This window comes from Streptomyces sp. NBC_00377 (genome assembly GCF_036075115.1).
Taxonomy (GTDB): domain Bacteria; phylum Actinomycetota; class Actinomycetes; order Streptomycetales; family Streptomycetaceae; genus Streptomyces.
Window position 1 is genome coordinate 193,101 of sequence record NZ_CP107958.1, and the last position, 26,979, is coordinate 220,079.

General features: G+C 69.6%; 23 protein-coding genes and 1 pseudogene. 3 read left to right on the forward strand and 21 right to left on the reverse strand.

Annotated features, from left to right (window positions below; genetic code table 11):
• The first annotated feature begins 204 nt into the window (after positions 1-204).
• Positions 205-1,611 (forward strand): glycosyltransferase family 2 protein, encoded by a 1,407-nt coding sequence (locus OHS71_RS00990; RefSeq protein ID WP_328475786.1) that lies wholly within the window; start codon positions 205-207, stop codon positions 1,609-1,611.
• Positions 1,612-2,042: 431 nt separating this feature from the next.
• Entirely contained in the window at positions 2,043-2,972 is a 930-nt protein-coding gene (locus OHS71_RS00995; RefSeq protein ID WP_328475788.1) for an ADP-ribosylglycohydrolase family protein, read from the forward strand.
• A gap of 54 nt (positions 2,973-3,026) precedes the next feature.
• Here the strand turns inward: OHS71_RS00995 and OHS71_RS01000 are convergent.
• Positions 3,027-3,449, reverse strand: a pseudogene (locus tag OHS71_RS01000) (hypothetical protein); the annotation flags it as partial.
• Between the two features lie 624 nt (positions 3,450-4,073).
• Complete coding sequence (gene yczE, locus OHS71_RS01005; RefSeq protein WP_328475790.1) at positions 4,074-4,766, reverse strand: membrane protein YczE; 693 nt, start codon at positions 4,764-4,766, stop codon at positions 4,074-4,076.
• 131 nt (positions 4,767-4,897) lie between these two features.
• Between yczE and yczR the strand changes: the two genes are divergently transcribed.
• Positions 4,898-6,349, forward strand: a complete 1,452-nt coding sequence (yczR, locus tag OHS71_RS01010) for a MocR-like transcription factor YczR (RefSeq protein ID WP_328475792.1) — start codon at positions 4,898-4,900, stop codon at positions 6,347-6,349.
• A gap of 45 nt (positions 6,350-6,394) precedes the next feature.
• Here yczR and OHS71_RS01015 read toward each other — a convergent pair whose 3' ends face one another.
• The 19 genes from OHS71_RS01015 to OHS71_RS01105 all read right to left on the reverse strand — a co-directional run bounded on the left by OHS71_RS01015 (position 6,395) and on the right by OHS71_RS01105 (position 26,699).
• The gene (locus OHS71_RS01015) at positions 6,395-7,357 is read right to left on the reverse strand and encodes a GNAT family N-acetyltransferase (RefSeq protein ID WP_328475794.1); all 963 of its coding nucleotides are present in this window, start codon (positions 7,355-7,357) and stop codon (positions 6,395-6,397) included.
• A gap of 11 nt (positions 7,358-7,368) precedes the next feature.
• The gene (locus OHS71_RS01020; protein ID WP_328475796.1) at positions 7,369-8,634 is read right to left on the reverse strand and encodes an MFS transporter; all 1,266 of its coding nucleotides are present in this window, start codon (positions 8,632-8,634) and stop codon (positions 7,369-7,371) included.
• Complete coding sequence (locus tag OHS71_RS01025) at positions 8,631-9,863, reverse strand: ATP-grasp domain-containing protein (protein ID WP_328475798.1); 1,233 nt, start codon at positions 9,861-9,863, stop codon at positions 8,631-8,633. Before OHS71_RS01025 ends, OHS71_RS01020 begins: the two co-directional genes overlap by 4 nt.
• Complete coding sequence (locus tag OHS71_RS01030; RefSeq protein ID WP_328475800.1) at positions 9,864-11,228, reverse strand: SidA/IucD/PvdA family monooxygenase; 1,365 nt, start codon at positions 11,226-11,228, stop codon at positions 9,864-9,866.
• Positions 11,225-11,671: a GNAT family N-acetyltransferase gene (locus tag OHS71_RS01035; protein WP_328475802.1), complete on the reverse strand. Its 447-nt coding sequence runs from the start codon at positions 11,669-11,671 to the stop codon at positions 11,225-11,227. Before OHS71_RS01035 ends, OHS71_RS01030 begins: the two co-directional genes overlap by 4 nt.
• Before the next feature lie 38 nt (positions 11,672-11,709).
• Positions 11,710-12,441 carry a class I SAM-dependent methyltransferase gene (locus tag OHS71_RS01040; RefSeq protein ID WP_328475804.1) on the reverse strand — a complete coding sequence of 244 codons (732 nt, stop codon included), beginning with the start codon at positions 12,439-12,441 and terminating at the stop codon, positions 11,710-11,712.
• Position 12,442: 1 nt separating this feature from the next.
• Positions 12,443-13,495, reverse strand: a complete 1,053-nt coding sequence (locus OHS71_RS01045) for an NAD(P)/FAD-dependent oxidoreductase (protein WP_328475806.1) — start codon at positions 13,493-13,495, stop codon at positions 12,443-12,445.
• Entirely contained in the window at positions 13,492-13,779 is a 288-nt protein-coding gene (locus OHS71_RS01050; protein WP_328475808.1) for a cupin domain-containing protein, read from the reverse strand. The genes OHS71_RS01045 and OHS71_RS01050 overlap by 4 nt, the downstream gene beginning before the upstream one ends.
• A gap of 14 nt (positions 13,780-13,793) precedes the next feature.
• The gene (locus tag OHS71_RS01055) at positions 13,794-15,449 is read right to left on the reverse strand and encodes a class I tRNA ligase family protein (RefSeq protein WP_328475810.1); all 1,656 of its coding nucleotides are present in this window, start codon (positions 15,447-15,449) and stop codon (positions 13,794-13,796) included.
• 6 nt (positions 15,450-15,455) lie between these two features.
• Entirely contained in the window at positions 15,456-16,202 is a 747-nt protein-coding gene (locus OHS71_RS01060; RefSeq protein WP_328475812.1) for a hypothetical protein, read from the reverse strand.
• A 43-nt stretch (positions 16,203-16,245) separates the two neighbouring features.
• Positions 16,246-17,571: a cation:proton antiporter gene (locus OHS71_RS01065; RefSeq protein WP_328475814.1), complete on the reverse strand. Its 1,326-nt coding sequence runs from the start codon at positions 17,569-17,571 to the stop codon at positions 16,246-16,248.
• A 46-nt stretch (positions 17,572-17,617) separates the two neighbouring features.
• A complete protein-coding gene (locus OHS71_RS01070; protein ID WP_328475816.1) occupies positions 17,618-18,853 on the reverse strand; it encodes a hypothetical protein in 1,236 nt (411 codons plus the stop codon).
• A 28-nt stretch (positions 18,854-18,881) separates the two neighbouring features.
• Positions 18,882-20,300: a hypothetical protein gene (locus OHS71_RS01075; protein ID WP_328475818.1), complete on the reverse strand. Its 1,419-nt coding sequence runs from the start codon at positions 20,298-20,300 to the stop codon at positions 18,882-18,884.
• Between the two features lie 105 nt (positions 20,301-20,405).
• The gene (locus OHS71_RS01080) at positions 20,406-21,668 is read right to left on the reverse strand and encodes an MFS transporter (protein WP_328475820.1); all 1,263 of its coding nucleotides are present in this window, start codon (positions 21,666-21,668) and stop codon (positions 20,406-20,408) included.
• Positions 21,669-21,762: 94 nt separating this feature from the next.
• The gene (gene argE / locus OHS71_RS01085) at positions 21,763-22,908 is read right to left on the reverse strand and encodes an acetylornithine deacetylase (RefSeq protein WP_328475822.1); all 1,146 of its coding nucleotides are present in this window, start codon (positions 22,906-22,908) and stop codon (positions 21,763-21,765) included.
• Positions 22,909-23,057: 149 nt separating this feature from the next.
• On the reverse strand, positions 23,058-23,990 hold the full coding sequence (locus OHS71_RS01090) for a TauD/TfdA dioxygenase family protein (RefSeq protein ID WP_328475824.1): 933 nt from the start codon (positions 23,988-23,990) through the stop codon (positions 23,058-23,060).
• Between the two features lie 22 nt (positions 23,991-24,012).
• Positions 24,013-24,489, reverse strand: a complete 477-nt coding sequence (locus OHS71_RS01095; RefSeq protein ID WP_328475826.1) for a GNAT family N-acetyltransferase — start codon at positions 24,487-24,489, stop codon at positions 24,013-24,015.
• A 6-nt stretch (positions 24,490-24,495) separates the two neighbouring features.
• Positions 24,496-25,428 carry a phytanoyl-CoA dioxygenase family protein gene (locus OHS71_RS01100; protein ID WP_328475828.1) on the reverse strand — a complete coding sequence of 311 codons (933 nt, stop codon included), beginning with the start codon at positions 25,426-25,428 and terminating at the stop codon, positions 24,496-24,498.
• Between the two features lie 287 nt (positions 25,429-25,715).
• Positions 25,716-26,699: a ParB N-terminal domain-containing protein gene (locus tag OHS71_RS01105; RefSeq protein ID WP_328475830.1), complete on the reverse strand. Its 984-nt coding sequence runs from the start codon at positions 26,697-26,699 to the stop codon at positions 25,716-25,718.
• Positions 26,700-26,979: the final 280 nt, after the last annotated feature.

Genomic DNA, 26,979 nt, shown 5'->3' on the forward strand with positions numbered 1-26,979 from the left:
CGCTCAAGGCAATCCGGCGCCCTTCAGGAGCAGGAACCCGATCCTCCTGTCGCAGGCTGCGTCGTGGAAGAAGCCCGTCTGGCCGATGGGCGCTACCCGGAAGCCGAGGTGTCATCGTTGGGCCGGCCGACGCGGGGGGAGACGCGCAAAGAGGCTTGGGGGCCTGCGTTCGTACGTCAGCGCAGAGACCTGACCGCCAAGGGTATGACCCTGCCGGGACACATATCCGACCTTCGCCGCGCCGGTCCTGGACGGATCGTCGTGCTGGTGCCCGCGCACGACGAGGAAGCGCTCATCGCCGAGACTCTTCAGTCGCTCGCGGCCCAGAGCAGACCTGCGGACGAGGTCATCGTCGTCGCCGACCGGTGCACCGACCGCACCGCTCAGATCAGCACAGCCCACGGCGCGAGGGTCGTCGAATCGGTCGGGAACACGCAGGCCAAGGCCGGTGCGCTCAACCAGGTCCTGGACGAATTACTGCCACGGCTGTCCGACGACGACGCCGTCATGGTCATGGACTCCGACACCTCGTTGTCCTCCGAGTTCATCGCCAGGGCAGCTCGCCGCCTACACGAACAGGAACCCGGCCTCCCCCCCATAGGGGGCGTGGGCGCCATCTTCTTCGGCTACCCCCTGCACGGTCTGGTCTGCCACCTCCAGGACAACGAGTACGTGCGCTACGCACGTGAACTCCACCGCCGCCGCGGCCGCGCCGACGTCCTGACCGGCACAGCCTCCCTCTACCCGGCCAAGGCCCTGCGTCAGATCCAGCGAGCCCGCGCAGAGAGCACCCTGCCGAGGGGGGACGACGTCTACGACGTGGAGTCGCTGACCGAGGACAACGAACTGACCCTCGCACTCAAACAGCTCGGATACCGCTGTGTGTCCCCGTGCGCCTGCATCGTGGGCACCGAACTCATGCCCACCTGGTCCCGGCTCTACTACCAGCGGCTTCGGTGGCAGCGCGGCGCCCTGGACAACCTCAAGGCCTACGGCCTCACCCGCGTCACGCTGCCCTACATGTGCCGGCAGGCGCTCACCTATCTGAGCGTGGCGTTCGTCCCCTTCTTCCTCACCGTCCTGGGGTACTACACGGTGACCAAGGGTTTCCCGGGAGTGCCGTGGTTCTGGGCCACGGTCACCGGCATCGCCGCCTTCGAACGCGTCTGGGCAGCCAAACGCGGCGGCTGGAAGTCCCTGCTGCTCGCCGTCGCGATCGTGCCGGAAGTGCTGTTCGACCAATTCCTCAACGTGGTCTACGCCAAAGCGCTCATCGACATCCTGACCCGCTCCGACGCCACCTGGGAACAAGCACGCGGCCGTAAGAAACGCCTCCGTAGGCTGCTGGTCACCACCTGCGGTCTGGTCCTCCTACTGGCCGGCGTCGTGGGTCTGGCATTCGCCTGCATCGCGCTCGGCATCGCCTGGCACCTGATCGCCGTCTTCGTACTCTCCGGCGCCGCCGCAGCAGTCATCCGCCTCAGCCGCCTGTTTCCCCTCGGACTGCTGCTGTCCCTGCCCAGCGGAGAACCCAAGCACGACGACATGCCACCCTGGCGCCAACCAGCGACACCAATCCCGGCATCGACCGGCTCCCGCACCCACGGTTAACTGGTCACGGAAGCCACAACCGCCCCACGGCTACCGGTCCGAACCGCAAAGCCTTGCGCCAGCCCGCACCCACGCCCGCAGCGTTGACCAATCCTCGACGGCTGGAGAAGGTTCGGGGGCCCTACTGCCTCCCATGGACCTGCTTGCAGCCGGATGCGCAACGTCATCACCGACTGCTCCGCGGCGCATGCAACAACAAGCCCTTCGATACAGAAGCCTGGCGTTCCCCGAGATCCGGGCGGCGGCCTTGGCGCAGCTGCCGGAGGACACCGGGCTGGACGGTGTTATGTGACCTGTGCGGGTGTCTCAGCCCCAAGGTGTCTCAGGTGGCGCACTTCTGTAGACGAGAGGCGTTGGCCGCCGATGGTTCAGGGAGCCGAAGAAGGAACAGGGCCGTGCGGCCGTCAGCGCGGCACAGATAACCTGCGCGAATGAAGCGGATTCAGCGGGCCGCTGGCGCGGTCGTCGGCTCAGCGGTAGGTGACGCCCTGGGCAGCCCCTTCGAGTTCGGTCCCCAGGGAGCGTTCTCCGCGCGGTTTCCCGCGCCTGGTGCCGGTGGCGAGATGTGCGGAGGCGGTGGCTGGGACCCCGGCGAGGCCACTGACGACACGCAGATGGCCGTCCTGGTCGCGGAGTCGCTGCTGGAGCAGGGCGGACTGGATCTGCCGGACATCTTCGCCCGCTTCCAGCGATGGGCAGCCTCAGACCCCAAGGACATCGGCCTGCAGACCGAAGACGTCCTGACCAACGGCATGCCCTGGGACCTCGCCGCCGCGATCCATTTCCAGGTCAACGAGCGAGCAGCGGGAAACGGCTCCCTGATGCGGGCATCGACCTCCGCGGTCCACTTCGCGGCCGCCGGCCAAGAAGCCACCATGGACGCGGCCCGCCGCATCGCCGCCCTCACCCACGGCGACCGCGCGGCCTGGGAAGGCACCGCGATCTTCCACGAACTCATCCGTGTCACGTTCGAGGACACCGACCCCCTCGCCGCGCTCCCGGACGCCCTGGCTCTTGTCCACCCCGACCACCGCGGCCGCTACGCCACAGTCCTCGCGCCCGACTGGCACCCCGATCAGGCGACCGAGTTCAACGGTGCCGTCTGGTCCTGCCTGGGCTCCGCCGTCTGGGCCCTGCGCACCACCACCAGCTTCGAAGACGCCCTACGCGCGGCGATCGACCTCGGCGGTGACACGGACACCGTCGCCGCGGTCACCGGAGGCCTCGCGGGGGCGTACTACGGGCTGGACGCAATCCCCGCCCGCTGGACCCAGCCACTCCATGTCCCCCTCCCCGGCTTCGACGGACGGGTACTGCACCTAGCAGATCTGCTCCACCTTGCACACCGCCTCGGAGGCTGAACCGGGTGCTGCTCCGCGACGGCACTCTCCACGAACTACAGCCCTCAGCAGCAGTCACCTGACCAGTGGCTCCGCAAGGAGGATGACTCGATCGGCTTCGACATCGAATCCGAGCACTGGATGACCATGGGCACCCTCCGGATGCATCAGCACCGGCTTGCCCAACCGCCGCCCGATCTCCCGCAAGAAGCCGCAGAACACATCAAGTCGCTCCTGCCCCTGCAACTCGCGCAGGTCAACGTCGAAATCGATCTCCTCGTCCGAGTAGAAGCGGAAGATCGCCAGCACTTCAGCTCTCAGCCAGACACGCAGGTTCGGGCACTCAGCATCCGCCGGTCGAGACAGCGCTGCCTCCGCCCGAGGCAGGGGAAGCACCCTCTCTCCTTCGGAGTACTGGCACTTCCAGCCCCTCTCCACGACGAGATCCAGCACGTCCTGCCAGTTGTGCTCCGAGGCATCAGGGACACTCACGTGCGGAGAACGCCACCCTACGCGAAGCTCTCCGCCAGGGCGGCACCGTCGCCTCCCTCCCTGTGACGCGTTGAATGCTGCCGCCGGAATGACTGCCGTGCCTCTACTCCTGCGGTGGCTTCTATGCCCTTGATCAGCGGAAACAGGGCTGCTTTCAGCCCGGGCGCCGGGCAGTATGACGGTGTGGCTGATCCCCCTGTGGGACGACGTGAAGTGTTTCTTCGATCCGGACCTGATGGATGGGATCGCTACCGGACCGGGAAGCGGAGATAACCGGCGCTTTGTAGATCTCGAAGAACTCCTCGCGTATCACGATCACCGCGGCGCCGAGGCCGGCAAAGTTGGACCACGTGCGGTCACGAGTAGCACGCCTGAGGCGCGCCGGGAGGTCGTCGAACGAGAAGGGCGCTGGGTCGCGCTCCTGAGTACCCCAGGCGAGCCCCAGCCATGCCAAAACAGCCCCCACCTGAGGATGGCGTAGCTGCCCGATGCCATCCCCTCGCCTGCGGTTCCGCGGCTCACGTTGTGTAGCCACTGGGCGGGGGTCGGCCGTGTTCGAGGTGCAGAGGGACGAGCACGGCCTCGACGATCGCGCCGATCCGCCACGAACACAAGCTGCCCGGCCACGGCCTACCGGCCGTGGGCGGGTTCGGTCGCGCGGCGGTAGGTGAAGCGCGGCAGGAAGAACTGCGTGACCGGCCCGACCAGCAGTGCGTAGAGGACGGTGCCGATGCCCACGGTCCCGCCGAGGGTCCAGCCCACGGCGAGGACGACGACCTCCAGCGCCGTGCGGACGAGCCGCATGGAGCGCCCCGTCGCCGACGCGGCCCCGGTCATGAGCCCGTCCCGGGGACCCGGACCGAAGCGCGCGCCGACGTAGACGGCGACGGAGAATCCGTTGAGGAGGATGCCCGTCAGAAGCAGGCCGATCCGGGCCGGCAGCCCCAGATCCTGGGGTATGAGCGAAAGGCCCAGGTCCGACGAGCAAGCGAGCACGGCGACGTTTGCGAAGGTGCCGAGCGTCGGCCGCTGCCGGAGCGGTAGCCACGCCAGCAGGACCACCACCCCCACGACGGCACTGATGGTGCCGAAACTCAACGACGAATGCCGCTGCAGGCCCTCGTACAGCACGCTCCACGGGTTGACGCCCAGCGCCCCCCGGACCAGCAGCGACAGGCTGAATCCGTAGAGGGCCAACCCGGCGAGCAGCTGAACCAGGCGCCGGAGCGGACGCTCGGAGAGGGGCACATAGGCGAGGGGAGGCAGCGGACGACCGTCCCCGCGCGCGTCCTGCTGTGGCTGCCGCGCGGTGGCGTTTCCCATGGTTGCTCCTCTGGTGTCTTGCGGTGCTCCCTGCACCTGACGGCGAGTCTGTAGAGTCGGCGGCGGCAATTGGATTGCCAATTCGGGGAGAGTGGTATGAGCATGTTGGCCAATCTGTGCCGAGTGGCCCGATGAACCACGCCACACGAGCCCTCAGCGGGCGCCAACTGGCCGCCCTGTTGCCCGACCTCAAAGGGGTACGGCCCGCGTACCGCCAGCTGTCCGAGGCGATCAGGGCGCTGATCCTCGACGGCCAGGTCGCATTGCACATCAGGCTGCCCGCCGAGCGGGCACTGGCCACGGCCCTCAACCTCAGCAGGCCCACCGTCACCGCGTCCTACGACCTGCTCCGCGCCGGCGGGTACGCCCACAGTCGGCAGGGCTCTGGCACCTGGACGGCCCTGCCCAAAGAGGTTCTGCCCCACAAGGTCGCCCGGGCGCTCCCGCCCTCCGACACCACCATTGACCTCGCCAGGGCGGCCCCCGGCCTGCCCTCGCACGTGCTGGCCGAAGCCCTGGGCAGGGTCGCACCGCAGCTGGCCGTGCATACCCGCTCCTCCGGCTACCACCCGTACGGGTTGCCGGAGCTACGGGCCGCGGTCGCCGACAGGTTCACCCGGCGCGGGCTCGCGACCGTCCCCGAGCAAATCCTCATCACGTCCGGGGCCCAGCACGCGCTTACTCTGGTCCTCGGGCTCCTGGCCGCGCCGGGCGACCGCATGATGGTGGAGAACCCGTCCTATCCGAACGCTCTGGAAGCCATGCGCCGCGCTCGCCTGCGCACCGTGTCCGTGCCCGTCTCGGACCACGGCTGGGACGTCGAGGTCCTCGAGGCCACGCTGCGCCAGACGGTCCCGCAATTGGCCTTCCTCATGCCGGATTTCCACAACCCGACGGGTCTGCTGATGCCCGACGAGGACCGGGTCCGCGTGCTGCGCGCCGCCCGGCCCGCCGACAGCTGGCTGGTGATCGACGAGACCACAGCCGATCTGGCCCTCGACCTGCCCGCGCCGCGGCCCTTCGCCTCCCACGCGGCGCCGGGCGGGTCCGGCCGGGTCATCACCATCGGCTCGATGAGCAAGACCCACTGGGGCGGTCTGCGCATCGGCTGGCTGCGCGCGCCCGCGCGGCTCGTGACGGAGCTCGCGGCCCAGCGGATCGCCACCGACCTGGGCGGCTCCGTGCTGGATCAGCTCCTGGCCCATGCGCTACTTAGCGGCGCCGAGGACCTGCTGCCGAGCCATCTGGCGCGGGTGCGCGAGCAACGGGACGCGTTGGCTGGGGCGTTGACCGAGCACTTCCCCCAATGGCGGTGGCAGCTACCGCCGGGCGGGCTGTCGCTCTGGGTCGACCTCGGCGAACCCATCGCGTCCACTCTCGCCGAGCGGACCCTGGAGCACGGCGTGCGGATCGAGGGCGGCGCCTGCTTCACCACCGATCCGGGTGTCTTCGAGAACCGCCTGCGTATCCCGTACACCAGGCCGTCCGACATCCTGCGCGAGGCCGTACAGCGCATGGCCGCGGCCGTGACGCGTGGGCTGCGCACCCCGTCGGCCGACCGCCGCCCGCACTGGGTGGTGTGACGGGCCGGTGCCGCCGATGGACTTCCCGGCCCGTCGGCGGCCCCGCTACGGGCCGACCGGGTCCGGGTCCGCGGACGGCACGGTGTGCACCCGGATCTCACCGGTGAACGAGCCCGCGTACCGGCCCGCTTCCGGGTCTGCGCTGCTCGCGAAGAGTTCCATTCGCAGCCCGCGCGACCCGGCCCCGGCGTCCCCGGCGTCCTCCCGGTAGGACAGCAGCAGGGTGGGATCGGTGAGGACGCGCCTGCTGAGCACGAGGTCGGCGCAGTCGTCCCCCCGGAACGGGTGGACCGTCTGGGAGGGCACCGCGCTGAAGCCCAGCCGGGTCTTGAACGCGAAGAGCCCCACCTCGACCACGTGCCCGTAGAGGTTCGGGTCGTTGCCGAGGCTGACCCTGCCGAAGCCCCGGTCCCGGGCGTGGTTCACCGCTTCCGTGTACAGGACGCGGGCCAGGCTCTGCGCTCTGGCCCGCTCGTTCACTGCTGAGAACCGCAGGCGCACGAGGTCCGCCTCGGGCTGGTCCTGGCTCAGGCAGGCGCCGGTCAGGGCGTCGCCGTCGCGCACCTTGACAGCGAACAGGTCGGCCGCGTCCGACAGCAGCTGGTCGCGCTGTTGCAGGGCGACCGGCAGCGCATGGCGCAGGCGCGTCAGCTGCCGCTCGTACAGGTCCAGGAACTCGTCGAGGAACGGCTCTGTCACGGGCACCACGTCGACCGTCAGGCCCGCTTCGTCCAGGCGCCGGCGGGCGGCCTGGATGCTCTGGCGTTCCTTGCGGTGCAGGCCGCTCAGGTACGCCTCCTCGCTCTCGCCCGTGTCCGCCACCCAGGTCAGCCAGCTGGGCTTGGGCAGGAATCCGGCCGCCCGAAGACGCGGCCAGGCATCGGCGGCTGGGTCGACCACCCGGACGACTTCCGCCCGTCCCCGGTACTCCTCCCAGTCGGTCTCCAGGGCTTCCCGGGTGCTGGCGAAGACCATGGGCAGGCCGGTGTTCTCTTCGATCTCCATCATGTGCTTCCGCATCACTCGACGGGGGTGTCGGGGGCTGCTGAGAGCGTGCTGCGTCCCAGCAGGCGCCGGTGGGAGAGGATCAGGAGCGCGGCGAGTGCGACGGCCTCGACCGCGGCGCAGTAGAACATCGCGGTGCGCACTCCGTCGCCCAGCAGGTACGAGGCCGAGGCCAGCGTGGGGGCCGCCAGTGCCGACGCCACGAAGAGCCGCAGCGAGGCGACGCGTCCCAGGATGTGGGTCGGGGAGCGCAGTTGCAGCGCCGTCATCAGCAGCGTCTGGGAGGAGCCTGCCGCGAAGCCGATCGCCACGACGCAGACGACGGTCGCCACCTGGCCGAGGTCGATCATCAGGAGCAGGAAGACGGACACGGTCATGGCCATGAACCCGGTCACCAGGCGCCGGGTCCGCTCCCCGGACCAGGACCGCCACTGCACGAGTCCGGAGAGCATGATCCCGGCGGGCAGGGCCGCGTTGACGACGGCCAGCGTCATGGTGTTGCCGCCGAAGCGGCCGTCCACCAGCGGCACGACGACCAGGGTGAACAGGTACACGGCGACGTAGTCACCCGAGCAGAGCAGGATGTGGGTGATGAGTCCACGCTGCCCGCGCAGTTCCCGGAGCAGCCCCGTCTTCGCGGGCTCGGGACCGGACGACCGCGCCGACGGCCGCGGCGGCTTCGGGAGCATGCCGAGGATGAGGGCGGCCGCCGCGAACGACACGGCCAGCGTCAGGAAGCCCCAGACCGGCGGGAGCAGCAGCAGCACGGTGCCGAGCGGAGCACCGAGCAGCGTGCCAGCCTGGAAGGCCGCGTTGATCCTGGCGTTCAGGGCGGCAAGTCTTTCCTTGCCGACGAGTTGGGGGGAGAGCGTGAACATCGACGCCCGGTAGAACCCCTGGATGACACTGACCAGCGCGGCTCCGCAGACCAGTGGCACGGCTGGGGAGTCGAGCAGTGATACGGCTGCCTCGACGGTGATGGCGGCGCAGGCCAGCCCTTCGCTGAGCACCGCTAGCCGGCGGGCGCCGAACCGGTCGACCACATGGCCGGCGATCAGCTGGACGACGGCGGCGATCGCGAAGTTCGACACCAGCACCAGGGCGAAATGGGACGCGCTGCCGGTGAGCCGGTACAGCACGATCGCGACCAGCGCGTTGTTCCCCGCCAGGGCGAGGTTGACGAAGAGCACCGCGGCCGGCACCTGGAACACGACCGCGCGCAGGCCGGACGTGCCGGTCCCGGTGGTGCCGGGCTCCGACACCCGGCTCGCCCCGGTCACCCCGTTATCCGCACGGTCAGGTCCCTGGCCGCGGCGAGCGCCGCGTTGAGCGCCAGGTTCGAGGAGCCCGCGCGGGTGCGGACCTGGCAGACCGAGCCGCGGTAGTCTCCCGCCGCCCGTACCTCGTCGCCGGGCGCCGCGGTGGTCGCAACCTGCACGACGTGGGCGGCGTGCGCTGCACGGTCGAGTCCGTCCACCCGGAGCAGACGACCGGCCTCGGAGGCGTACACCGTCACTGTGCTGCTGTGGTCCCCGGTGCGGACGGGTTCGGGCACGGGGCGGCCCAGCGCCGCCGTACAGAGCAGTTCGGGCACGGACACGGACAGGCAGTCGCTCATCATCGAGGACAGCAGTCCCCCGCCCATCCGGGCGTTGACCTCCACCACGACGGCGGCGTCGTCGGTGAGGACGAACTCGGTGTGGAGCATCCCCTGCGTGAAGTCGGTGGCGGCTACCAGGGTCTCGACGGCCTTGCGCATCCTGGCCTCGGCCTCCGGCGGTACTTCGACCGGGAAGGTGTACGACACCTCGCAGAACGAGGGGCGCGGGCCCAGCTGCCGGTCGGTGACCCCGAGGTGCCTGCACCGGCCGTCCGCCACGAGCGTTTCGAGACTGTAGAGCGGGCCGTTCACGTACACCTCCGCCATCAGCTCGCCGTCGAGGTAGCGGCCGGCTGCGGAGAGGGTGCGGAACGCGGTGGCGGCCTCGTGCGGGGTGCGGCACAGCAGCACGTCGAGGCTGCCGGTGCCGCGGCAGTTCTTGAGCACGACGGGGGCTCCCGAGGCGGTCACGAAGGCCGCCAGTTCCTCCGCGGTACGGGGCTCGGTCCAGCGCGGCGAGGCGATGCCGAGTTCTTCGTAGAGTTCGCGCGCACACCGTTTGTCGCGGAGCGTGCGCACGGTCTCCACCGGGGCGAACGGCGCGCCGACCGCTTCGGCGAGCACGGCGGCGAAGAGCAGGTGCCGGTCGGTCGCGCAGACCACCGCGGGCGGGCCGTCGTCGTCGCGCAGCGCCGTGACGAGCTCGCCGGGCAGCGTCTCGCCCTCGGTGGTCGCCACCACGAACAGGCGCTCGCGCCGGGCGAGTTCCGCGAGGACGTCGGCGCCCGGCATCCCGTCGTACTTGGCCGGGTTGGTGGTAACCAGGGCGGCGTCGAGACCGTGGTCCACCGCCCAGCCGAGAGCGGTCAATCCGCTGCCCGTCAGCGGCGATTCAACGAAGAGGATCATTCACAGTCCTAGGCCGGGCGCTACGGTCGCCGTCGCCGGTCGCGCGGATGGAGGGGCGTGGTGGTCCGCGTCCGCGTAGCCGCCCAGCACTCGATCGCTCAGCAGTCCCAGCGAGCTGAGGTTGGCGAAGCCGGGGCCCTGGGCCAGGCCGGCCAGCGCGGGGACGTGCAGGCGGGGCCACAGGCCCCGCAGGGCGAGGGATGCGTCGAGCTCGCGGGCCAGGGCCCGTTCGTCGCTCAGTGTGACGCCCAGCCGGGATTCCACCGAGTTGGTGCTCGTCCCGTCGAGCAGGCCCGTCAGCTGGCGCAGCGGGGAGCTGCCGGTGCAGTTGACGACGAGGTCGTACTCGCGGCGCATCACCTCGTCGTGCTGGTCGACGGTGACCAAGATGCGTCCCGACGTCCCGGCTCCCACGTACCGGATCCGGCCGCGCAGGAAGGAGACGCTGCGGGCCCGGGCCAGCTCGCCCAGAGCGCGCGGGGAGATCACCCCGCGGTCCGTGCGGGCGATGAAGTCCATCCGGACGGCTTCGGGGAGCTGCTGCCAGGCGGCCGTCTGCGGGTCGGAGTAGACCCGGTCCTCCACGTAGGACTCGGCGCGGGAGTGCGGCGGGGACGGGGAGATGATGGACACCGTGACGTCCTCGCCCAGGGTCTCCCAGATGTACAGGGCGAACGAGGCCGCGCTCTCACCGGCGCCGACGACGCAGATCCGGCTTCCGGCGCCCAGCCCCAAGGAGCTCAGCTTCTCGCGGTGGGTGGCCGCGGTCAGCAGCCGGTCGGCCACCTCGGGGGAGTGCGGCAGAGGGGCAGGCGCGCCGTGTCCCGTGAAGACCAGCCCGTCGTAGGGGCCCGGGGAGTTCGCGCCGACGGGACCGCGGCGGTCCAGCGTCCAGCCGTCGGTGCTGTACCGCAGACCGATCACCTCGGCGCGTTGTACGTACACGCCCGACACAGCCCGGGTCAGCACCCACTTGAGGTAGTCGGCGAACTGCCGGTGTGTGGGCGACGGCAGTCCGGCGTCGATCCAGTGCTGGTAGCCACCGGTGTCGATCAGGTGACTCTGCCAGGAGAACGCCTGCATCCGGGCGTCGATCTCCTTGCCGCGCACGCCGAACCGGAACGTGCTGTGGTACGGGAAGCCGACGTCCTTCTCGGCGCGCGTGCCCAGCCGCTCACGGCCGCTCGTCCAGCCGGCCCGGCCGGTCCAGTGGGCCGCGATCTCGTCCCGCTCGAAGACGTGCAGTTCCACGGGGACTATGCCGAGCTCGTTGAGAACGTGGGTCTTGGCCGCGAGCGCCGCGGCCTTTGGCCCCGCGCCGATGACGGCTATCCGTCGGCCGCCGCGCGAAGGCCGGGTGGTCACGCCTCGCCGCCTTCGTCGAGTGTCAGGGCGAGGTGGTGACAGTCGAAGTGGAACCCGTTGCGCAGGTATGACCGGTGGGCGGCATGCCGCTGATGTCCGGTATCGAGGTGGAGCTGCTCGCAGCCCTCCGCCCGTGCGATGTCTTTGAGCGCCGTGAGCAGCTGACTGCCCAGACCGGTGCTCCGCGCGCCCTCGTCCACGACCAGGTCGTCCAGGTAGAGGATCCGGCCCCAGGCCATGGTGGTCAGGACGCGGAAGCCCGCCGCACCCCGCACCTCGCCGTCCTGGAGCACGTACATGATCCGGTAGCCCTCGGTGCTCTGGGTCTTCCAGCGGGCGAGGAACTCCTCCTCCCCAGCGAGGTGCGGACGCAGCTGCGCGAACACGGGCCAGCAGCGGCGGAGGGACTCCTCGTCGGCTGCGAACAAGACATCGGCGGGCATGAGCGGCTCCAGGTCGGGAGGAGAGGAGGGAGGGTTGGTCAACCGAGGCTGACGGTCAGGCAGAGGCCGACTCTGTTCGTGGCCTCGCTGAGGACCGTGATGCCGCATGCGGCGCAGAGCTCGGCCAGGGCCTGCGGGGTGAAGGACCGGGACTGGAAAGTGTTCCGCGAGCGGAAGACGACTCCACCGTCGACGTCCTGGTATTCCTGCAACGGGGTTATGCCGCAGGCGGTGTAGTAGTCCCGGCGCAGGTCTGTGGCGGCTGCGGAGGCGGTGAACACGGACAGGACGGCCACTCCCCCGCCCTGCTTGATGCCCTTCAGCAGCAGCTCCGGAGAGGGGAAGTTGCCCAGCAGGTTGAAGGGGAGCAGCAGCAGGGGACGGCCTCCGGTGACGGAGCCGATCCAGTCGGCGCACTGCATGGCGTCGCCCACCTGCGCCCGGGCCCGGTCGCCGAGGCCCTCCTCGGCGATGCGGTGGCGGACCTGCTCCACCGCGATGGCGTTGATGTCGATGCCCAGGTATTCGACGCCCGCGGCACGGGCGACCTCCAGGGAGCGGCCGTCGTAGCAGCCGAATTCGACGAGGGTCGAGCAGGCGTAACGCGAGAGCGCCTCCAGCACCGCGAGGCTTTCCATTTGAATGAAGGGGAGCATCTCGTCGGGGAAATGCGCGGCCCGCATGATGGCGGACGCTCCGGAGTCCCGGTAGAAGGCGAGGTTACCCGGCCCGGTGACTCCGCTGGGTGAGCTAAGGCTGGAGGGGGTCACGCTAGTTCTCCTGTCGGTGCCGAAGGATCGCTTTGGCTGTGTGTTCGGCCATGCCGGCCGCCAGCCGTATACCGGACCCGTGCAAGCCGGTGACGGCGAACAGGTCGCCCGCGGCGTCGAGCGGCACCAGGTGCGGGGTGGCGTCCCGCGTGTAGGTGTCGGCGAAGACCCTGGTGCGGGTCAGCCGCCAGGTGCCGGGGCCCGCGACCACGTCGAGGAACCCGGCCGCGCGAGCAAGGACCTCGTCGGGCAGCTCGCTCTCGGCGGGCGTCACGTCCCACACGTCGTGCTTGATGCTCATGGCGAACTCGCCGTCCGCGACCGGGAAGAGGAAGATCCCGTCCTCAGCCGAGCCCACCCCGTGCTGGACGGCGGCCCGGCCGGAGAGGGCGACGCGCAGCCCGAAGACCCGCTTGGTCCGCACGTCGAAGCCGGACGGCCAGTGCGCGGAGTCCGCCACGAATCCGGGGAGCCAGGCGCCGAGGGCCAGGACGCATTGGTCAGCCCGCCACTGTCGACCGTCGGCCGTGACGGCGGCCAGCGCCCCGTCCGGCCGCGGCTCAGCCCGCTCCACCCGTGCGTGGTGCACGAGGCGGACACCGGGCCGTGCGGCCAGACGGTCCAGGAGCACGGCGCACAGGAGGGCGGGGTCGATGACATGGGCCTGCCCGGCCAGCGCCCGCGTGCCGGGCGGCAGCCGCCAGGCCCCGTCGGCTTGCTCGGGCACCGGCCGTACCGGGCCGAGCAGCGCGTCCTGGAGGTGCGCGGCAGCCTCCGGGCCGCGGACCAGCCAGGTGAAGGGCAGCGGAGTCCGCGGGAGCGTGGCCGTGTCGAGTTCGTTCCACCAGCGCCGGCCCGAGCGGACCAGGTCGCGGTGGAACGGCGTGTGCGCGTAGGGGATGTCCACGGCGCCCGCGTAGCCCGTCGCCCCGGATGCCCAGTCGTGCTGTTCCAGCACGGTCACCTCGAGGCCGGGGTCTCGGCGGGTCAGGGAGTCGGCCAGGGTCAGGCCGACGACTCCCCCGCCGACGATGACGACGTCCTGACGGCTCACAGTCTCTTCCACCACATGCCCAGGACGACGAGATCGCTGGGGCCGGTGTTGGTGATGGTGTGCTCCGTGTCCGGCGGTGCGACGACCCGGGCCCCGGGGATCAGCCCGATGCGCCTGCCGTCAATCGTGCAGTGCCCTTCACCGGACTGGACCATCCACGTCTCCTCGCTGGCATGCCGGTGGGGCTCGGTGGACACCCCCGGCCGCACCGCGAACACCATCGCCCCGTAGGCGAGGCCGTCCTGTTCGGTCTCGATCTCACCGGAGATCACGACGTAGTCCAAGGCTCTGTTTCCTCTCACGAACGCAGCGTGGCCGGGAGGCACGCGTTCAGCTCGGTGCGGGTCAGGGTCCGCAGCCCGGGCAGCTCCCGGGTCAGCTTCACCGGCCGTCGGCCGTCGGACAGCGCGGCCACGTCCGGGCGGCCGCTGAGGCCCGCGGCTTCCCACACGCGCTGCGCCATGGAGGGCATGATCGGTTCCGCGAGCAGCGCGAAGCCGAGCAGCCAGGCGGCCGCCGACTCCTCAGTGGCGGTGTACGCGGGGGCGCAGGCGATCCAGTTCTCGACGCACGTCCAGGCGGCGGTCAGGTTGAAGGTGTCCGGGTCGAGCACGTCGGTCTGGTGCTCCAGCGTCCGGACCAGCGAGCGCAGGACGTCCGGGGAGGGCGCGGTGGCGGCGTCCGGTCCGATCCGCTCGGCCACCGCCCTCAGCGCCGAGGTCACCCGGGCCCCGACCTCGTTGTGGAACGACAGGAACTCGTCGGCCTGGAAGGCGGCCCTGGCGAACTCGGGGTTGCGAAGGCAGAGGTAGGCTCGGGTGAGGTCCGGCTCGGCCCGGCCGAGGGCGACGATGTCGCCGCCCCAGACGACGTGGCCGCGGCTGGTGGAGAACTTGCTGCCTTCCAGGTCGTAGAAGTAGTTCACCAGCAGGGAGTCAACGGGCTTGTAGGTGCTCTGCCCGAGCGCGCAGCCGACCGCGCCGACCATGAAGGGAACGGCGTTGTCGATGCCGAACGAGATGACCGTGCGGACCTCCGACGCATGGTGGAACGGGTTCAGCTTGGCGCCGGTGATCTCCTTGTAGCGCTCCCCGGCGAGCAGGTGACAGCCGATCAGCAGCGCGGAGTACGAGAAGATCACCTGCCCGGGGGACACACCGTCCTCCTCCCAGGGAATGCCCCAGGGACTCGGCACGGTGAGCCGGATCGTCGCGCCGTTAGCCCGTACGTACCGGTCGGCTATCGCCAGGAAGTCGGGCCGCTTGCACACTTCCCGCAACCGCTCCCGGAGGCCCCCGGGGCCGCCGGGCAGGTCCAGGTAGAGCGAGCTGATCTCGTCGAACCGCAGGACGCCCTCGAAGTGAGCGGTCGCCGGGTCGATCATCTCGGACGGCGAGAAGTGGCCTCCGCAGGATTCGCAGAAGAAGCCGACAAGCGGCTGCTCGCACTGCGGGCACCGGCCCTTCAGCCAGCCGCTGACCACGGGCTCGTCGACGCGGGGGCGCAGCGAGCTGCTGTGCGCGCCGACCTGCTCGGAGTCGAGCACCGGCATGGGCTCGGAGCGCGCCACCGCACTGCCCTGCGCCACGATTTCCGCCAGGAAGTCCCGGTTGACCTCGGTGTACCGCTCGGCCCAGTCCTCGTCGAGCGGGTTGATCAGGTCGTCGTAGGCAATGTCCAGCGCGGCCAGGTCGTTCCTGATGAGGTGGTAGTTGCCGTTCGCCACTTGTTCCGGTGCCACACCGTCTTGGTGCGCGCGGACCAGGACGTGCGACTCGTGAGCGTCGCTCACGGAGATCATCGTCGCCCGGCCGCCGCCGCGCAGGATGTGCCGGCGGAGCACGTCCATCTTCAGCAGGGGGCCCGCGATGTGGCCCAGGTGCGCCCGCCCGTTGGGGACCAGGCACACCGGGGTGAGGAAATATTCTTGTCCGTCGAGAGAAATGTGACCCATGTCCAGCTACCTCAAGGCTTTCGAAGATCGTCGTAGAGGTGTTTCACCGGTCCGATGGCGGGCGAAATCCGGGCCCGTCGGCACCGCGTGACCGCCGTCGAGGACGTCCGGCCACTCCGGCAGGACGCCGTCCCTGGCGACGAGGGCGAACGCCACGCGCCCCGAAGCGCCGTACACCGCGAGGCCGGTGACCGTCCGACCTCCGGCGGTGAGATCCGTGGGAGCCGGGCCGGCGAAGCCCAGGACGTCCACGCAGAATCCCGCGTAGCGTTCCAGCACGTCGGGGTCCAGGTGCAGGACGAAGCAGTCGAGCGCGTCCCCGCGTTCCGCAGGCTCGGGTCGCCCCGCGGACGGAACCCACGCCCGCCCGGACGGCAGGGCGCGGGGGTCCTGTCCGGCCAGGGGCAGCAGCGTGTGGACGACCTCCCCGATGCCCGAGAGGACCGGGTCGCCCTGGGCCGAGTACGTGACCGTAGCACCGGCAGCCAGCGCGGCGTCCCGGATCGTGGCCACGTCATCGCACAGGACGGCGATGTCCGCTATACCCTCCCCGTACCGCGACACGAAGCCGCGCGTCGCCCAGCCCGACGTGACCACCAGGCGGATATCACCGCGGTCCAGCAGCACGGAGCTCCGGTCCACTCCGACGGAGTCCGCCACCCGCTCGTAGCCGAGGGCCGAGACGAGGTGGTGGACCGGGGGGATCTTGTCCTTCGTGTACAGCTCGACATGCGACAGTTCTCGCACGGTCATGAGGTGTTACTCCTTGCAGAGCCTGCTCGACGCGTCCGCGTGGTCACTGCGCGACCTGCTGCGCGGCGGCGTAGTCGCGTTCGCGTTCGATCTCGGTGGTCGTCTGGGCGATGCGGCTAGTGGTCCGGCGCAGGAGCGGCGGCGCCATGACCGAGGTGACCACCGCGACGAGGACGACGATGGTGTACGAAGCGGTGTTGAGCACGCCGATGCTCAGGCCGACCGAAGCCAGGACGATCTCCACGACGCCCCGCGCGTTCAGACCGGCGCCGATGGCCAGGGACTCGTCGTGGTCCAGCTTGCCCATCCGGGCTCCGGCGTAGCCGCCCACGAGCTTCGCTCCGACGGCGACCGCCAGCGTGATCAGCCCGGCCCCGAGCACCGAGAGGTCCTTCAGCGCCGACAGGTCGACCTGGAGTCCAGCGGTCGCGAGGAACAGCGGCGCGAGGACCGCCATGACGAACGGCCGCAGGGCCTCGAGGAATCGGCGGCTTCCCGGCCCCAGGGAGCCGATGACGATGCCGCACAGGAACGCTCCGAGGATGGGCTCCATCTTCAGGGCGTGCGTCCCGGCCGCGGACAGCACGATCAATACCACGACGGCCGCGATGCCCAGATCCCCCTGGTTCGCGGAACGCTCGATCGGGCGCAGCAGCCGTCCGATCAGCGGCCGGGCGAGAAACACCGTCACGGCCAGCACGATCAGCAGGTAGGCGACGGACTCGGCCACCACGCCGAGCCGGAAGCCCGCCGTCGCCATGGCCGAGACGATCGACAGCAACAGCCAGCCCAGGATGTCACTGACCGCGGCCGCGCCGATGATGACCTGGCCGACGTTGCGGTGCAGGAGCCTCATGTCCATCAGGGTCTTCGCGATCACCGGGAGCGCGCTGACCGCGATGGCCACGCCGATGAAGAGGGCGAAGGTGGGTCGGTCGCCGTCCTCACCCATCACCGATCCCGGGAGCAGGAAGCCCAGTCCGACGCCGAGCGCCAATGGAAGGAGCACGCTGCCCGCGCTGACCCAGCCGATGGCCACGCGCTTGCGGCTCAGCAGGCCCAAGTCGATGTGAGCACCGGTGATGCCGACCAGGAGTAGCACTCCCAACTGCGAGATCGCACCGAGAAGATGCATCTGCTCCGGGTTCCTGGGCAGCAGCCAGTCGGACACGGCGGGGGCGACATTCCCAAGCAAGGAAGGGCCCGCCACCATGCCGGCGAGCAGCTCGCCGACCACCGCGGGAAGGCCAAGGCGCAGTGCCAGCCGTCCGAGGCCGGTCGCGAGGATCAGAAGGGCACCGACTTGTGTGAGCAGCACGAGCAGCTGTTCGTGGCCAATACCGGGTACGGGCGCCGTGGCCAGCACCATCTGGTTCCTTTCTCTGCCGGCCCCCAGGGGCCGGCGACCTCGCCGGTCAGCGGGTGTAGAGGCCTTCTTCTTCCATGGCGCGCAGGGCGCGGTAGTCGCGCTCGATGTCCCGCGGGTCCTCGGCAGCCAGGAAGACGTATCCGGGCGAATTGATCAGATCGCTGGTGTCGGGGACGTAGTGGCCCACGACGGCCCCGTGCGAGAGGTGGACCAGTGTGGGCAGCGCCCGCACTCGTTCCGTCCAGTCCAGCGACTTGACGATGCCCGCCGAGGGGTTGATCAGGGCGACGTTGCGCAGCGCCCCGGCCCACGTGACGGACGCGTCGTCGAAGGCGCCCAGCCGTGCCGGGTCCATCAGGGTGTCGGCCAGCAGGCCGGTCTGCGACGTGCCCGCGTAGCGCTCCACCACCTCGGGCGCGGTGCCGCCGCCGAGCCGGGCGCCGGTCTCGATGAGGACCGGGCCTCGCTCGGTCAGCATCACCTCGGTGTGGGCCGCCCCGGACACGACGCCCAGGGCGTCGAGGGCCTCGGTGACGAAGCCGCGCAGGACCGCCGCTTCGGCGGAGCCGACCGGCACCGGCTCCTCGTAGTCGTAGACGGGGTAGCCGACACTGCCGGTCCGTTTGGTGTACCGCCACAGTTCGGCGAAGCGGTGGACTCCGTCGTGCGAGACGGTGTTGGCGTAGTACTCGACGCCGTACACCCGCTCTTGGACCAGGACCGCGGTGTTGGGCTGTCCGAAGAGGTTGTCGGAGGCGAGGACGGACTTGCACGCATCGCGCACCTCCTGCACGGTCCCGCAGAACCGCACGTTGTCGGTGCCAGCGCTGTTCGGCGGCTTGACCACAGCCGCGGTCAGGCCGCTCGCCGCGAACCACGCCGCGGCCTCGTCCGCATCGGCGACCGCCGTTCCTCGCGGCACGGCCACTCCCGCGGCCGCCGCCCTTTCGGCCATCACCTTCTTGTCGCGCCGGGCCGGGAGCGTCTCGTAGCGGTTGCCCGGCAGCCCCATGAGGTGGCTGAGGGTGTCGGCGACGATCACGCCCGACTCGGTGCCCGCCACGACCCGGTCCACGCCCAGTCCGGCGAGCTGCCGGGCGAGCGGGACGAGGTCCCCGCTGCCGTCCAGCAGGACTTCGTAGTCGTCGGCGCGGAAGCCGCGGGTGAAGTACTCCGCCATCTGCGGGGAGGACTGCACGTGCACGCAGACGCTGCCGCGGGCACGGAGTGCGGAGACGAGAGCGCGGCCCGTCGAATGGCCGTCGATCACTGCGATCTTCATCAGTACGTCCTTCTCGGTCTTTCGCGGGTCAGGCCGACGCGACGGCTTCACCGGTCTCGTAGAAGGAGCAGGCGACCCGGGCACCACCGGTCATGCTCACGACGCCCACTTCGGGGTCGGTGCTCCCCCGGACTAGGCAGCCGTTGTAGCCGTCCGCCCCGGTGACCTGCGGGTCGGTGAGGAACACGCCCCAGTTGAGGAAGAGTTCCTGGGTGCCCACGCCGTCGTCCGCGGGGAAGACCTCCGGGATCGGCCGGATCCGCTGCTGGACCACGTACGGCCCGTCCACCGCCGCCGTGAGCGCGGCCAGCCACTCCTTGGGGCCCACGGTCCAGCCGGGCACGATGCCGCTGCCGCCGTGCAGCAGGGTCGGCTTCAGGATCAGGTCCTCCTGGTGCGCCACGGCGTACTTCACGAGGTCGACCTCTTCTCCCGCGCCGTCCGTAGCGGTGCCCCGTACGTGCCGGGTCCACGGCAGAAACCGGTTGATGCAGGACTGCTCCTCGGCGGTGAAGGCGGAGCGGTTGTGGTCGTCGGAGAGCATGGCGAGTGCGCCCTTGTTGCCGTACAGCTCCGAGTCGAAGCGGCTGAACATGCCGACCCGGCCCTCCTCGAAGGCGCGCAGCAGGGGCTCGACGAACTCGGCGTCGGCGGCGGTCTCGATCTCCTCGACGAGGAAGAAGCGGTACAGCACGTCGATGGCGCGGCCGGCCACGTCGAGGCGGCCGTCGCGGTCGGTGATCTGGCCCACATGGCAGGGGACGGCGTCTATTCCGGCCTCGTCGAACAGTGCCGCCATGACCTTCAGGCGGGGCTCGTAGGACTTGAAGCTTTCGGGCCAGTCGACGAGGGCGACGACGGGGCGGCTCTCGCGGTCCATGTGCGTGGCGCACTCCGCGTACAGCATCTTGACGATGCCCTCGAAGGTGTCCGCGTAGGCGAGCCCGTGCTCCGCGACGAAGCCGGCCAGGACCGGGTGCATGAGCATGGCCCGGTTGATGCCGGCGTTCTCGAAACCGCCCAGGGCGCTAGTGATGTTGAGCTCCAGCAGCTTGAAGCCGTCGGCACTGCGGTAGAGGTCGGAGCGGGCGAGCGGCAGCAGCGGCTGGCCTGCGGCGGCCGCGCGCCGGACGACGTCGGCCTGGATCTCGGTCATCCCTACGGCCCGGGCCAGGGCCGCAGTGTCACCGCCGAAGAGCCGCTCGGGCAACTCGGTCAGTAGCCGGTGGATCTGGTATAGGTCGGCCGAGACGGAACGGCGTTCCTCGGCGGAGAGGAAGACGGGGGAGGCGAGGAACCGGCCCTTGTAGGCCACCGTGACGAGTTCGTCGGCGATCACGTGCCGGGTCAGCTCGGCGGGGTCGGCCTGCCGCTGCTTCAGCAGGTCGAGGTATTCAGCGCCGAGTCCCGACCGGGGGGCGCGCGAGGAGGAGAGCGGCTGCTTCATGGGGAGTTCACTTTCGGTCGGGACGGAGCTGAGCACGCAGTACGACTGCGGGAAGGAGGGGATGAGGGAGGGCCTTGCGGACGGCGACGACGGACGGCCGACGGCTCAAGTGAGGGCGAACCACTTGCGGGCGCCGAAGGCCAGACGGACCGCGACGACGGCCATGAGGCCCACACCGAGCGCGTACACGGCAGGGGTGCCGTGGCTCTTGGAGATCACGCCGGCCAGACCGGCGCCGATCGGCAGCGCACCCCAGGCGAAGAGCCGGTAGATGCTGTTGACCCGGCCCTGGAGGTCCTTGGGGACGAGCGTCTGCCGCAGCACCACGGTGACGATGTTCCAGGTCACGGTGGCGCACGCGCCCAGAGCCAGGGCGAAGCCGACGGCCCAGGCGGTGGGGACGAGCCAGATGATGAGATTGCTCCACCCGATCGCCGCGACCACGCTCACGAGCGCCCACCCGTTGCCGATCCGCCGGACCAGTGGGGGCGACAGTTTCGCGGCGCTGATCGCGCCCACGGCCTGGGAGGCGACCAACACGCCGTAACCGACGTCGGAGAGCCCCAGTTCGCGGTGTGCGTAGATGACGAGCACGGCCAGCGCACCGGTGTAGACGAGGTTGATCGCTCCGGCCGTCAGCGACAGGTTGCGCAGCAGTCGGTGCTTGAAGAGCCAGCGCACGCCGGTGGCCATGTCGGCGAGCAGCCGGGGGCGTTCCGCCGTGGGCTGGGACAGGGCGTCGCCCGCCGCCGGGAGCCGCAAGCGGGTGAGCAGGATCGCGGAGGCGAAGAAGGTGGCCGCGTTCACGCCGAACGGGACGGCAGGGGCGAGCACGAAGAGCGACGAACCGATGAGGGGCCCGACGAACTGGCTGCCCACCGTCTCCGATCCCATGATCCGCCCGTTCGCCGCGACGAGGTGCTCCTCGGACACGACGGACGGTACGAGGATCTGGGCAGCGTTACGGAAGAAGGTCTCGCATGTTCCGATGAGGAAGAAACACACGTACAGCGCCCAGAGGTTGCCGAAGCCCAGCGCGACCGACACGACGAACGCGGAGATCAGCAGGCCGCGGAAGAGGTCGATGCGGGCCATGGCCCGGCGCCGGTCGACCCGGTCGACGAGGACGCCCGCCGGGATGCCGAACAGTGCGTACGGCAGTGTCAGGGCCATGCTCACGCCCGCGATCAGCCGCGGGTCGTCGGTCAGGGTGCTGGCCATGAGGGGCGCGGCGGCCAGCGACACCCCTTCTCCGACGGCCGAGGCGGACGAGGCGGTCCACAGCTTCCCGAACTGCCTGCCGAGCCGGGGCCGCCGTTCGACGGGCTCCGGTATCGTCTCCGTGTCCAGCGAGCCGTCGATCTTCACTCGGTTCTCCTTACCGGACGCGGCAACCGCCGCGTTCGTACGTTTGCGATCGAGGGCCGACCGGGCCGGTGACCGCAGTCCGGGGCACGGGTCCTCAGGCGAGCGGGAGCGACCGCAGGTACTGGACGCACTGCTTCAGCTGGTCCAGGGAGACGAACTCGTCGGCGGTGTGCGCCTCGGTGATGGCGCCCGGACCGCAGACGACCGTGGGGATCCCCGCACGGCCCCAGATGAGTCCGGCTTCGGTCCCGAAGGGGACGAACTGGGGGGCGTCCTTCGTGCCGAAGGCCTCCCGCACGAAGGTGACGAACTTGTGCGCCGGATCGATGGCGAAGGACGGGGTGTCGGAGAGCTGTTCGGGACGGACTTCGGCGAGGGCGGATCTCGCCAGCATGTCCGTCAGTACGCCTCCGGTGGCGAAGCGCCCGATCTCGGTGGCGATGCCGTCGCACTCGTGTCCGGGGACGTTCCTGATCTCGAACTCCACGACGCAGTCCCCGGGTACGATGTTGGGCTTCACCCCGCCGTCGACGCGTCCCACGTTGATCCACGAGTGGCCGATGTCGAACCGGTCGTCGTGGGGTCCTTCGGACCGGAACGTCTCATTGAGGGACTGGGCGCGGCCGATGACCGCGGCGGCGGCGGCGATCGGGTTCGGCATCAGCGGGGCGAGCGCGGCGTGCTTGGGCTCGCCTTTGAAGGTGACCCGGTGGTTCTGCTTTCCCTTGTGGCCCACCACCACGGCCAGCCCGGTCGGTTCGCCGACGATGCAGCCCTCGACCCGGCCCACCCAGGTGCGCATCTCGTCGACGAGCCGACGTGCTCCGACGCAGCCCACCTCCTCCTCGTACGTGAGCATGAGGGTGAGGGGCGTGGTCAGGCGATCCTGGTCGACCCGGGACAGGATGGCCAGACAGCAGGCAATGAAGCCCTTCATGTCCGCGGTTCCGCGGCCGATGGCGACGCTCTCAGTGACGCGCAGCGTGAAGGGGTCGGCCGACCATGACTGGCCGTCGACCGGAACCACGTCCGTGTGCGCCGACCAGACGACGCCGCGCTCACCGCTGCCGCCCGCGCCCGCGGTCGCCACCAGGTTGGCCTTGGTGCGCTCCTCGTTCCAGTGGAGCTCGCTCGTGATGCCGTTGCCGGCGAGCAGATCCTCGACATAGTCGATCAGTTCGAGGTTCGACTTGTGGCTGGTGGTGTCGAATCCCACCAGGCGCTCAAGGATCTCGAGCATGTGGGAGTAAAGGTCGCTGGCTGCGCTGCGGACGGGAATACCGGAGGACATGGTGGTTCGCTCACGAATCGGCTCGGGCGGTCGGGACCGCGGGTGTATGGGCGCAGCCGTGCACGTGCCCGGAGCGGGGGACCTCCGGGCACGTGCGGCTACCGGCGGGGCCGCGCCTGGGGGGAGAGCATGCTGTGGCCGACTTCCGGAAGCGAGGGGGTCACCGGCTGACCGTGGGTGGTCAGGCGCAGCAGCCGCCGCACATGGCGCTCGTCGAGGTCCTTGGTCGTCGCCGAGTGCAGGACGCACCGGTTGTCCCAGACCACGACGTCGAGCGGGCTCCACTTGTGCCGGTAGACGTAAGGCGCGCTGGTGATGTGGGCGATGAGCTCCTCGATCAGCGCGGTGCTCTCCGCCTCCTCCATCCCGTCGATCGCGACCACGCTGCCGATGATGCGGGGCTGGATGAAGAGGCTCTCGCGACCGGTGTCCGGGTGGCGGCGCACGAGCGGGTGGGTGATCTCCGGGGTCTGCTTGCGCTCCTCCGGCCCGATGTACTTCCAGCGCGCCCAGGGGTCCTCGCGGTCCGGCGACCAGCGGTACTGGTGGCGGACGCGCAGCGTCCGCAGGTACGCCTTGCGCTCCTCGGGCAGCGCGTCGAAGGCGGCCTCGGCATTGGCGAAGAGGGTGTCGCCGCCGTCCGCCGGGATCTCCAGACCATGCAGCATCGTCGCGCTGCCCGGTACGAGCTTGTAGGAGTAGTCCGAGTGCCACCCCTGGCCGGAAGTCTTCATCTCCTTGTTCCGGCCAGGCTCGTTCTGGTTCGAGAGGCAGGTGAGAGTCGGCTCTTCGGGGTGACGCAGTTTGAGGACGTGGTGCTCCTCGGGCCGGCCGAAGATCGTGCCGAACTTAGCGAATGTGCTGGCCGCTATGCCCTGGGACGGGAAGACCAGGACTTTGTGGTCCAGGTACGTCTCGTAGATCGCGCGCCCTTGCTCCTCGATCACCTCGGGGGTGAGCGGCAGCTCCTTCACCTCTGCGACGAACGTCTCGGAAAGCCGGGTCGCGACGACCGCGGAATCAGCAGCCACTTTCTTCCTTTTCCATCAGAATTTAGATTTTCAGGTCCTTGCAGAGGAACACGCGGTGCGCGTGCTCGTTCTGCTCGGAATGCGTGATGACGTATTGCAGACCCTGGTAGAACGCAATGTTGTCGGTCATCTCTGCACGGGTCCACAGCCGCACGCCCCGCATACCCGCGGACCGTGCCATCTCCTCGACAAGGGCAACCAGGTTTCTGCCGATTCCCTGCCCCTGGGCAGACGGGCGCACTGCGAGATTGCGCAGCACAAGATACGGATCAGCCGTCTCCACCGTCACCATGCCGAGAATTCCCTCGGCCGACGCGGCGACATGACACCGGCCCGACGCGGCGACTTCCCGGTAGTCCAGGAGAAGCGGGGCCGGCGTCTCGTCCACCAGGCCCAGGTATTTCCCGTAGGCCTCTCGCGCGATGTCCGCCAGCTGCCCGTGTTCCTGAATCGCGGCCGGACGCAGTCCGACACGGGGACCACGAGTGGTGCTCGCCACGGTGGGTCAGGAGTTCTGCGGCGCGCGGACCGCGTCGAGGGTGCGGGCCTCGCGGGTGCCGTTGAAGTACGGGCTGGCGTAGACCTGCTCGCCGTCCTCGGAAGCCACCTTCTCGTTGAACTCGCTGCCGACGTCATAGTTGAAGGTGACCCGCGGGTAGGCGAGGGCTTCGACGCGGCCCCTGTCGTACTGGGCGTCGATTGAGCAGAAGCGCAGGGCGTAGGCCAGCCGCGACGGGATCGGGCCCTCTTCGAGCTGGACGCTGCGGTGCAAGACGTACTTGTCGAAGATGAGGGCGTCGCCCGGCTCGAAGGAGTCCTCCACGGCGAAGTGGTCCAGCAGGCACTTCATCTGCGGCGAGTTGAGCAGGCTGTTCTTGAGGGCGCTGAAGTCGTCGTAGGTGAGGTCGCGGCCGGACTCGGCCTCACTCTGTATGTACTCAGGCAGCAGGTTGATGTGCTGGTACACGAACTCGCCCGACAGCAGCTGCTTGGAGACGTACTTCATGCCGCCGCGCTGGCCGTCGGCGACGATGTCGCACAGTGGCGTCCAGATGGTGTAGCCCGCGTCTTGGCGGCGCTGGAAGCCGAAGCTCTGGGTGCCCACGTGCCAGGGGAACCCGGTGCTCTTGTTCTTCTCCAGCTCGAAACCGAGGCCCTGGGTGAAGAACAGCTGCTGCTCGGTGAGTTTGGCCATGGCGGCGGAGAAGGTCGGGTCGCCCATGAGGTCGAGGATCGTTGGGTCGTCGTTGCCCACGTCGTACTTCAACTTGCTGAAGCCCGAACCGTAGTTGTCGGACGGCGGAGCGATCTCCGACGTGCTGAGCTTCTTCATGTGCTCGATGAGCCCATCCGAGAAGATCTTCTTGAGCTTCAGGAAGCCGTGCTCCCGGAAGTTCTGTACGTCTTCGTCACTGACAGAAAAACCTGAGTTAATCATGCGATAATTCCCGATATCTGGTTTGTTTGATTCAGCCGAACACGACGAGACAAACCGGTTTTTGCTAGCCGAAGAGCTAAGCAGCAAAGTGACGGAGGGCAACCAACGCCCAACTCCGCCTTGGACTTCGTCAACATATCAACGGAATCCGTTACCGGGGAGTGTTCGTGTTGTGCACACAAGAGACTTTGCCTGCCCGAGAGGCGTTTAAGACAGGCGCTTAAGAGAACCCTGTGATGCCCGGAACACGAAGACGGCCCCGGGGCCGAGCCTTACAACGTCGCCCGCTACGGGCCGACGATGTCCTCGCGCTGCTCCAGGTGCTGGGCGAACTTCAGCCACTGCTCGGCGTACTGGCGTGCCAGACGTCCCACGAGCTCCTCGCAGTGCGGGGGTACGGCACCGCTCAGCCCCGACCATTCGGCCACGGCGTTGTACTGGAGGAGCCGCAACAGGTCGCGCCCCTCTTCCCGCAGTCGCAGCGAGGGGTCGCGCCGGAGCGTCGCGAGGACCAGGTCGGAAGCCGGCTGCGGCGGGCTCTCCCCCTGGTGCCCACGCTCCTGCTGCCCCAGCGGGGCAGCCGAAGCGGACGAGGTGCCGATGTGCGCAGCGGGCGCTTCGCCGAGCGGCGCGGGCGCCACCACGTCCCCGCCCGCCGACTGGCGGCCGGCGGCCGGCGGGCGGCCCGCCTGGATGCGCTTCTTCACGTCGCTGGCGGTCGCCGGCGAGATGCCCGCGACCCGGGCCACTTCGCGCAGGGATGCGTTCGGGTTCTGGGCCATCATGTGCGCGGCCCGCCACCGACCCTCGGCGACGTTCAGCGGACGGGTGCGTCCGTCCAGCCCGAGGCGGCTGTTCAACTGCTGCCCAGCCGCGGTTGAACACGCGCGGATGCCCGCCACCGCCTTCGGGTTCAGGCCCGAGGCCTTCGCGATGGCCCGATCGGACATGTGAGGATGAGAGGTGATGATCCGGGCGGCGGCAGCCCGTCGGTCCTTCAGCGAGAGCGGCAGGCCGTGCGTCACGTTAGCCCGGACGGCACGCAGGAACGCGTCGTCGTCGGAGCCTTCGAAGAACTCGACCTCGATCGTCTGCTCCCCCCGGGCCCGGGCCGCCCGCAGGCGGTGCCGGCCGTCGACCACCGCCAGGTCGGAGCGCCGCACCAGGATAGGCGGTAAGCGCTCGTCCACGGCGGCCAGCCGGGCGACGTGCTCCCCGTCGATACCCTCGGTCCGCGGCGAATCCCCGGGCAGAAGCGCGGAAATTCGCACCAGAACGGCTCCGCCTCCCGTCGGCACGCCGACCCCCCGCTCCGTGGACGCGAAGTGTTTGGACGTGATCCGCTCAGCAGTTGTTCGCTGCATGCTTCTCCCTGGCGCGCATGTGACGACGTTCCGTATCTGGCCCCGACCCAACCGGCGCCGGATCGCGGCGCTGCTCGTGACTCTGGACGTACTGGCCGCACCTGGCAGGTGGTTCCCGTTGTCCCATCGGGGCCCGAGCACCATGATCGTTAAACGTTTACGCCACTGTCGAGCGAAACTGCGCGCC

What these genes read in the sequence shown, in the direction of transcription:
- OHS71_RS01070 (WP_328475816.1), bottom strand. Translation starts at nt 18,853, where the DNA reads ATGAAGATCGCAGTGATCGACGGCCATTCGACGGGCCGCGCTCTCGTC.
- OHS71_RS00995 (WP_328475788.1), top strand. Translation starts at nt 2,043, where the DNA reads ATGAAGCGGATTCAGCGGGCCGCTGGCGCGGTCGTCGGCTCAGCGGTA.
- OHS71_RS01060 (WP_328475812.1), bottom strand. Translation starts at nt 16,202, where the DNA reads ATGACCGTGCGAGAACTGTCGCATGTCGAGCTGTACACGAAGGACAAG.
- OHS71_RS01055 (WP_328475810.1), bottom strand. Translation starts at nt 15,449, where the DNA reads ATGGGTCACATTTCTCTCGACGGACAAGAATATTTCCTCACCCCGGTG.
- OHS71_RS00990 (WP_328475786.1), top strand. Translation starts at nt 205, where the DNA reads ATGACCCTGCCGGGACACATATCCGACCTTCGCCGCGCCGGTCCTGGA.
- OHS71_RS01035 (WP_328475802.1), bottom strand. Translation starts at nt 11,671, where the DNA reads ATGCCCGCCGATGTCTTGTTCGCAGCCGACGAGGAGTCCCTCCGCCGC.
- OHS71_RS01025 (WP_328475798.1), bottom strand. Translation starts at nt 9,863, where the DNA reads ATGATCCTCTTCGTTGAATCGCCGCTGACGGGCAGCGGATTGACCGCT.
- OHS71_RS01075 (WP_328475818.1), bottom strand. Translation starts at nt 20,300, where the DNA reads ATGAAGCAGCCGCTCTCCTCCTCGCGCGCCCCCCGGTCGGGACTCGGC.
- OHS71_RS01065 (WP_328475814.1), bottom strand. Translation starts at nt 17,571, where the DNA reads ATGGTGCTGGCCACGGCGCCCGTACCCGGTATTGGCCACGAACAGCTG.
- yczR (WP_328475792.1), top strand. Translation starts at nt 4,898, where the DNA reads ATGAACCACGCCACACGAGCCCTCAGCGGGCGCCAACTGGCCGCCCTG.
- OHS71_RS01015 (WP_328475794.1), bottom strand. Translation starts at nt 7,357, where the DNA reads ATGATGGAGATCGAAGAGAACACCGGCCTGCCCATGGTCTTCGCCAGC.
- OHS71_RS01100 (WP_328475828.1), bottom strand. Translation starts at nt 25,428, where the DNA reads ATGATTAACTCAGGTTTTTCTGTCAGTGACGAAGACGTACAGAACTTC.
- argE (WP_328475822.1), bottom strand. Translation starts at nt 22,908, where the DNA reads ATGCTCGAGATCCTTGAGCGCCTGGTGGGATTCGACACCACCAGCCAC.
- yczE (WP_328475790.1), bottom strand. Translation starts at nt 4,766, where the DNA reads ATGGGAAACGCCACCGCGCGGCAGCCACAGCAGGACGCGCGCGGGGAC.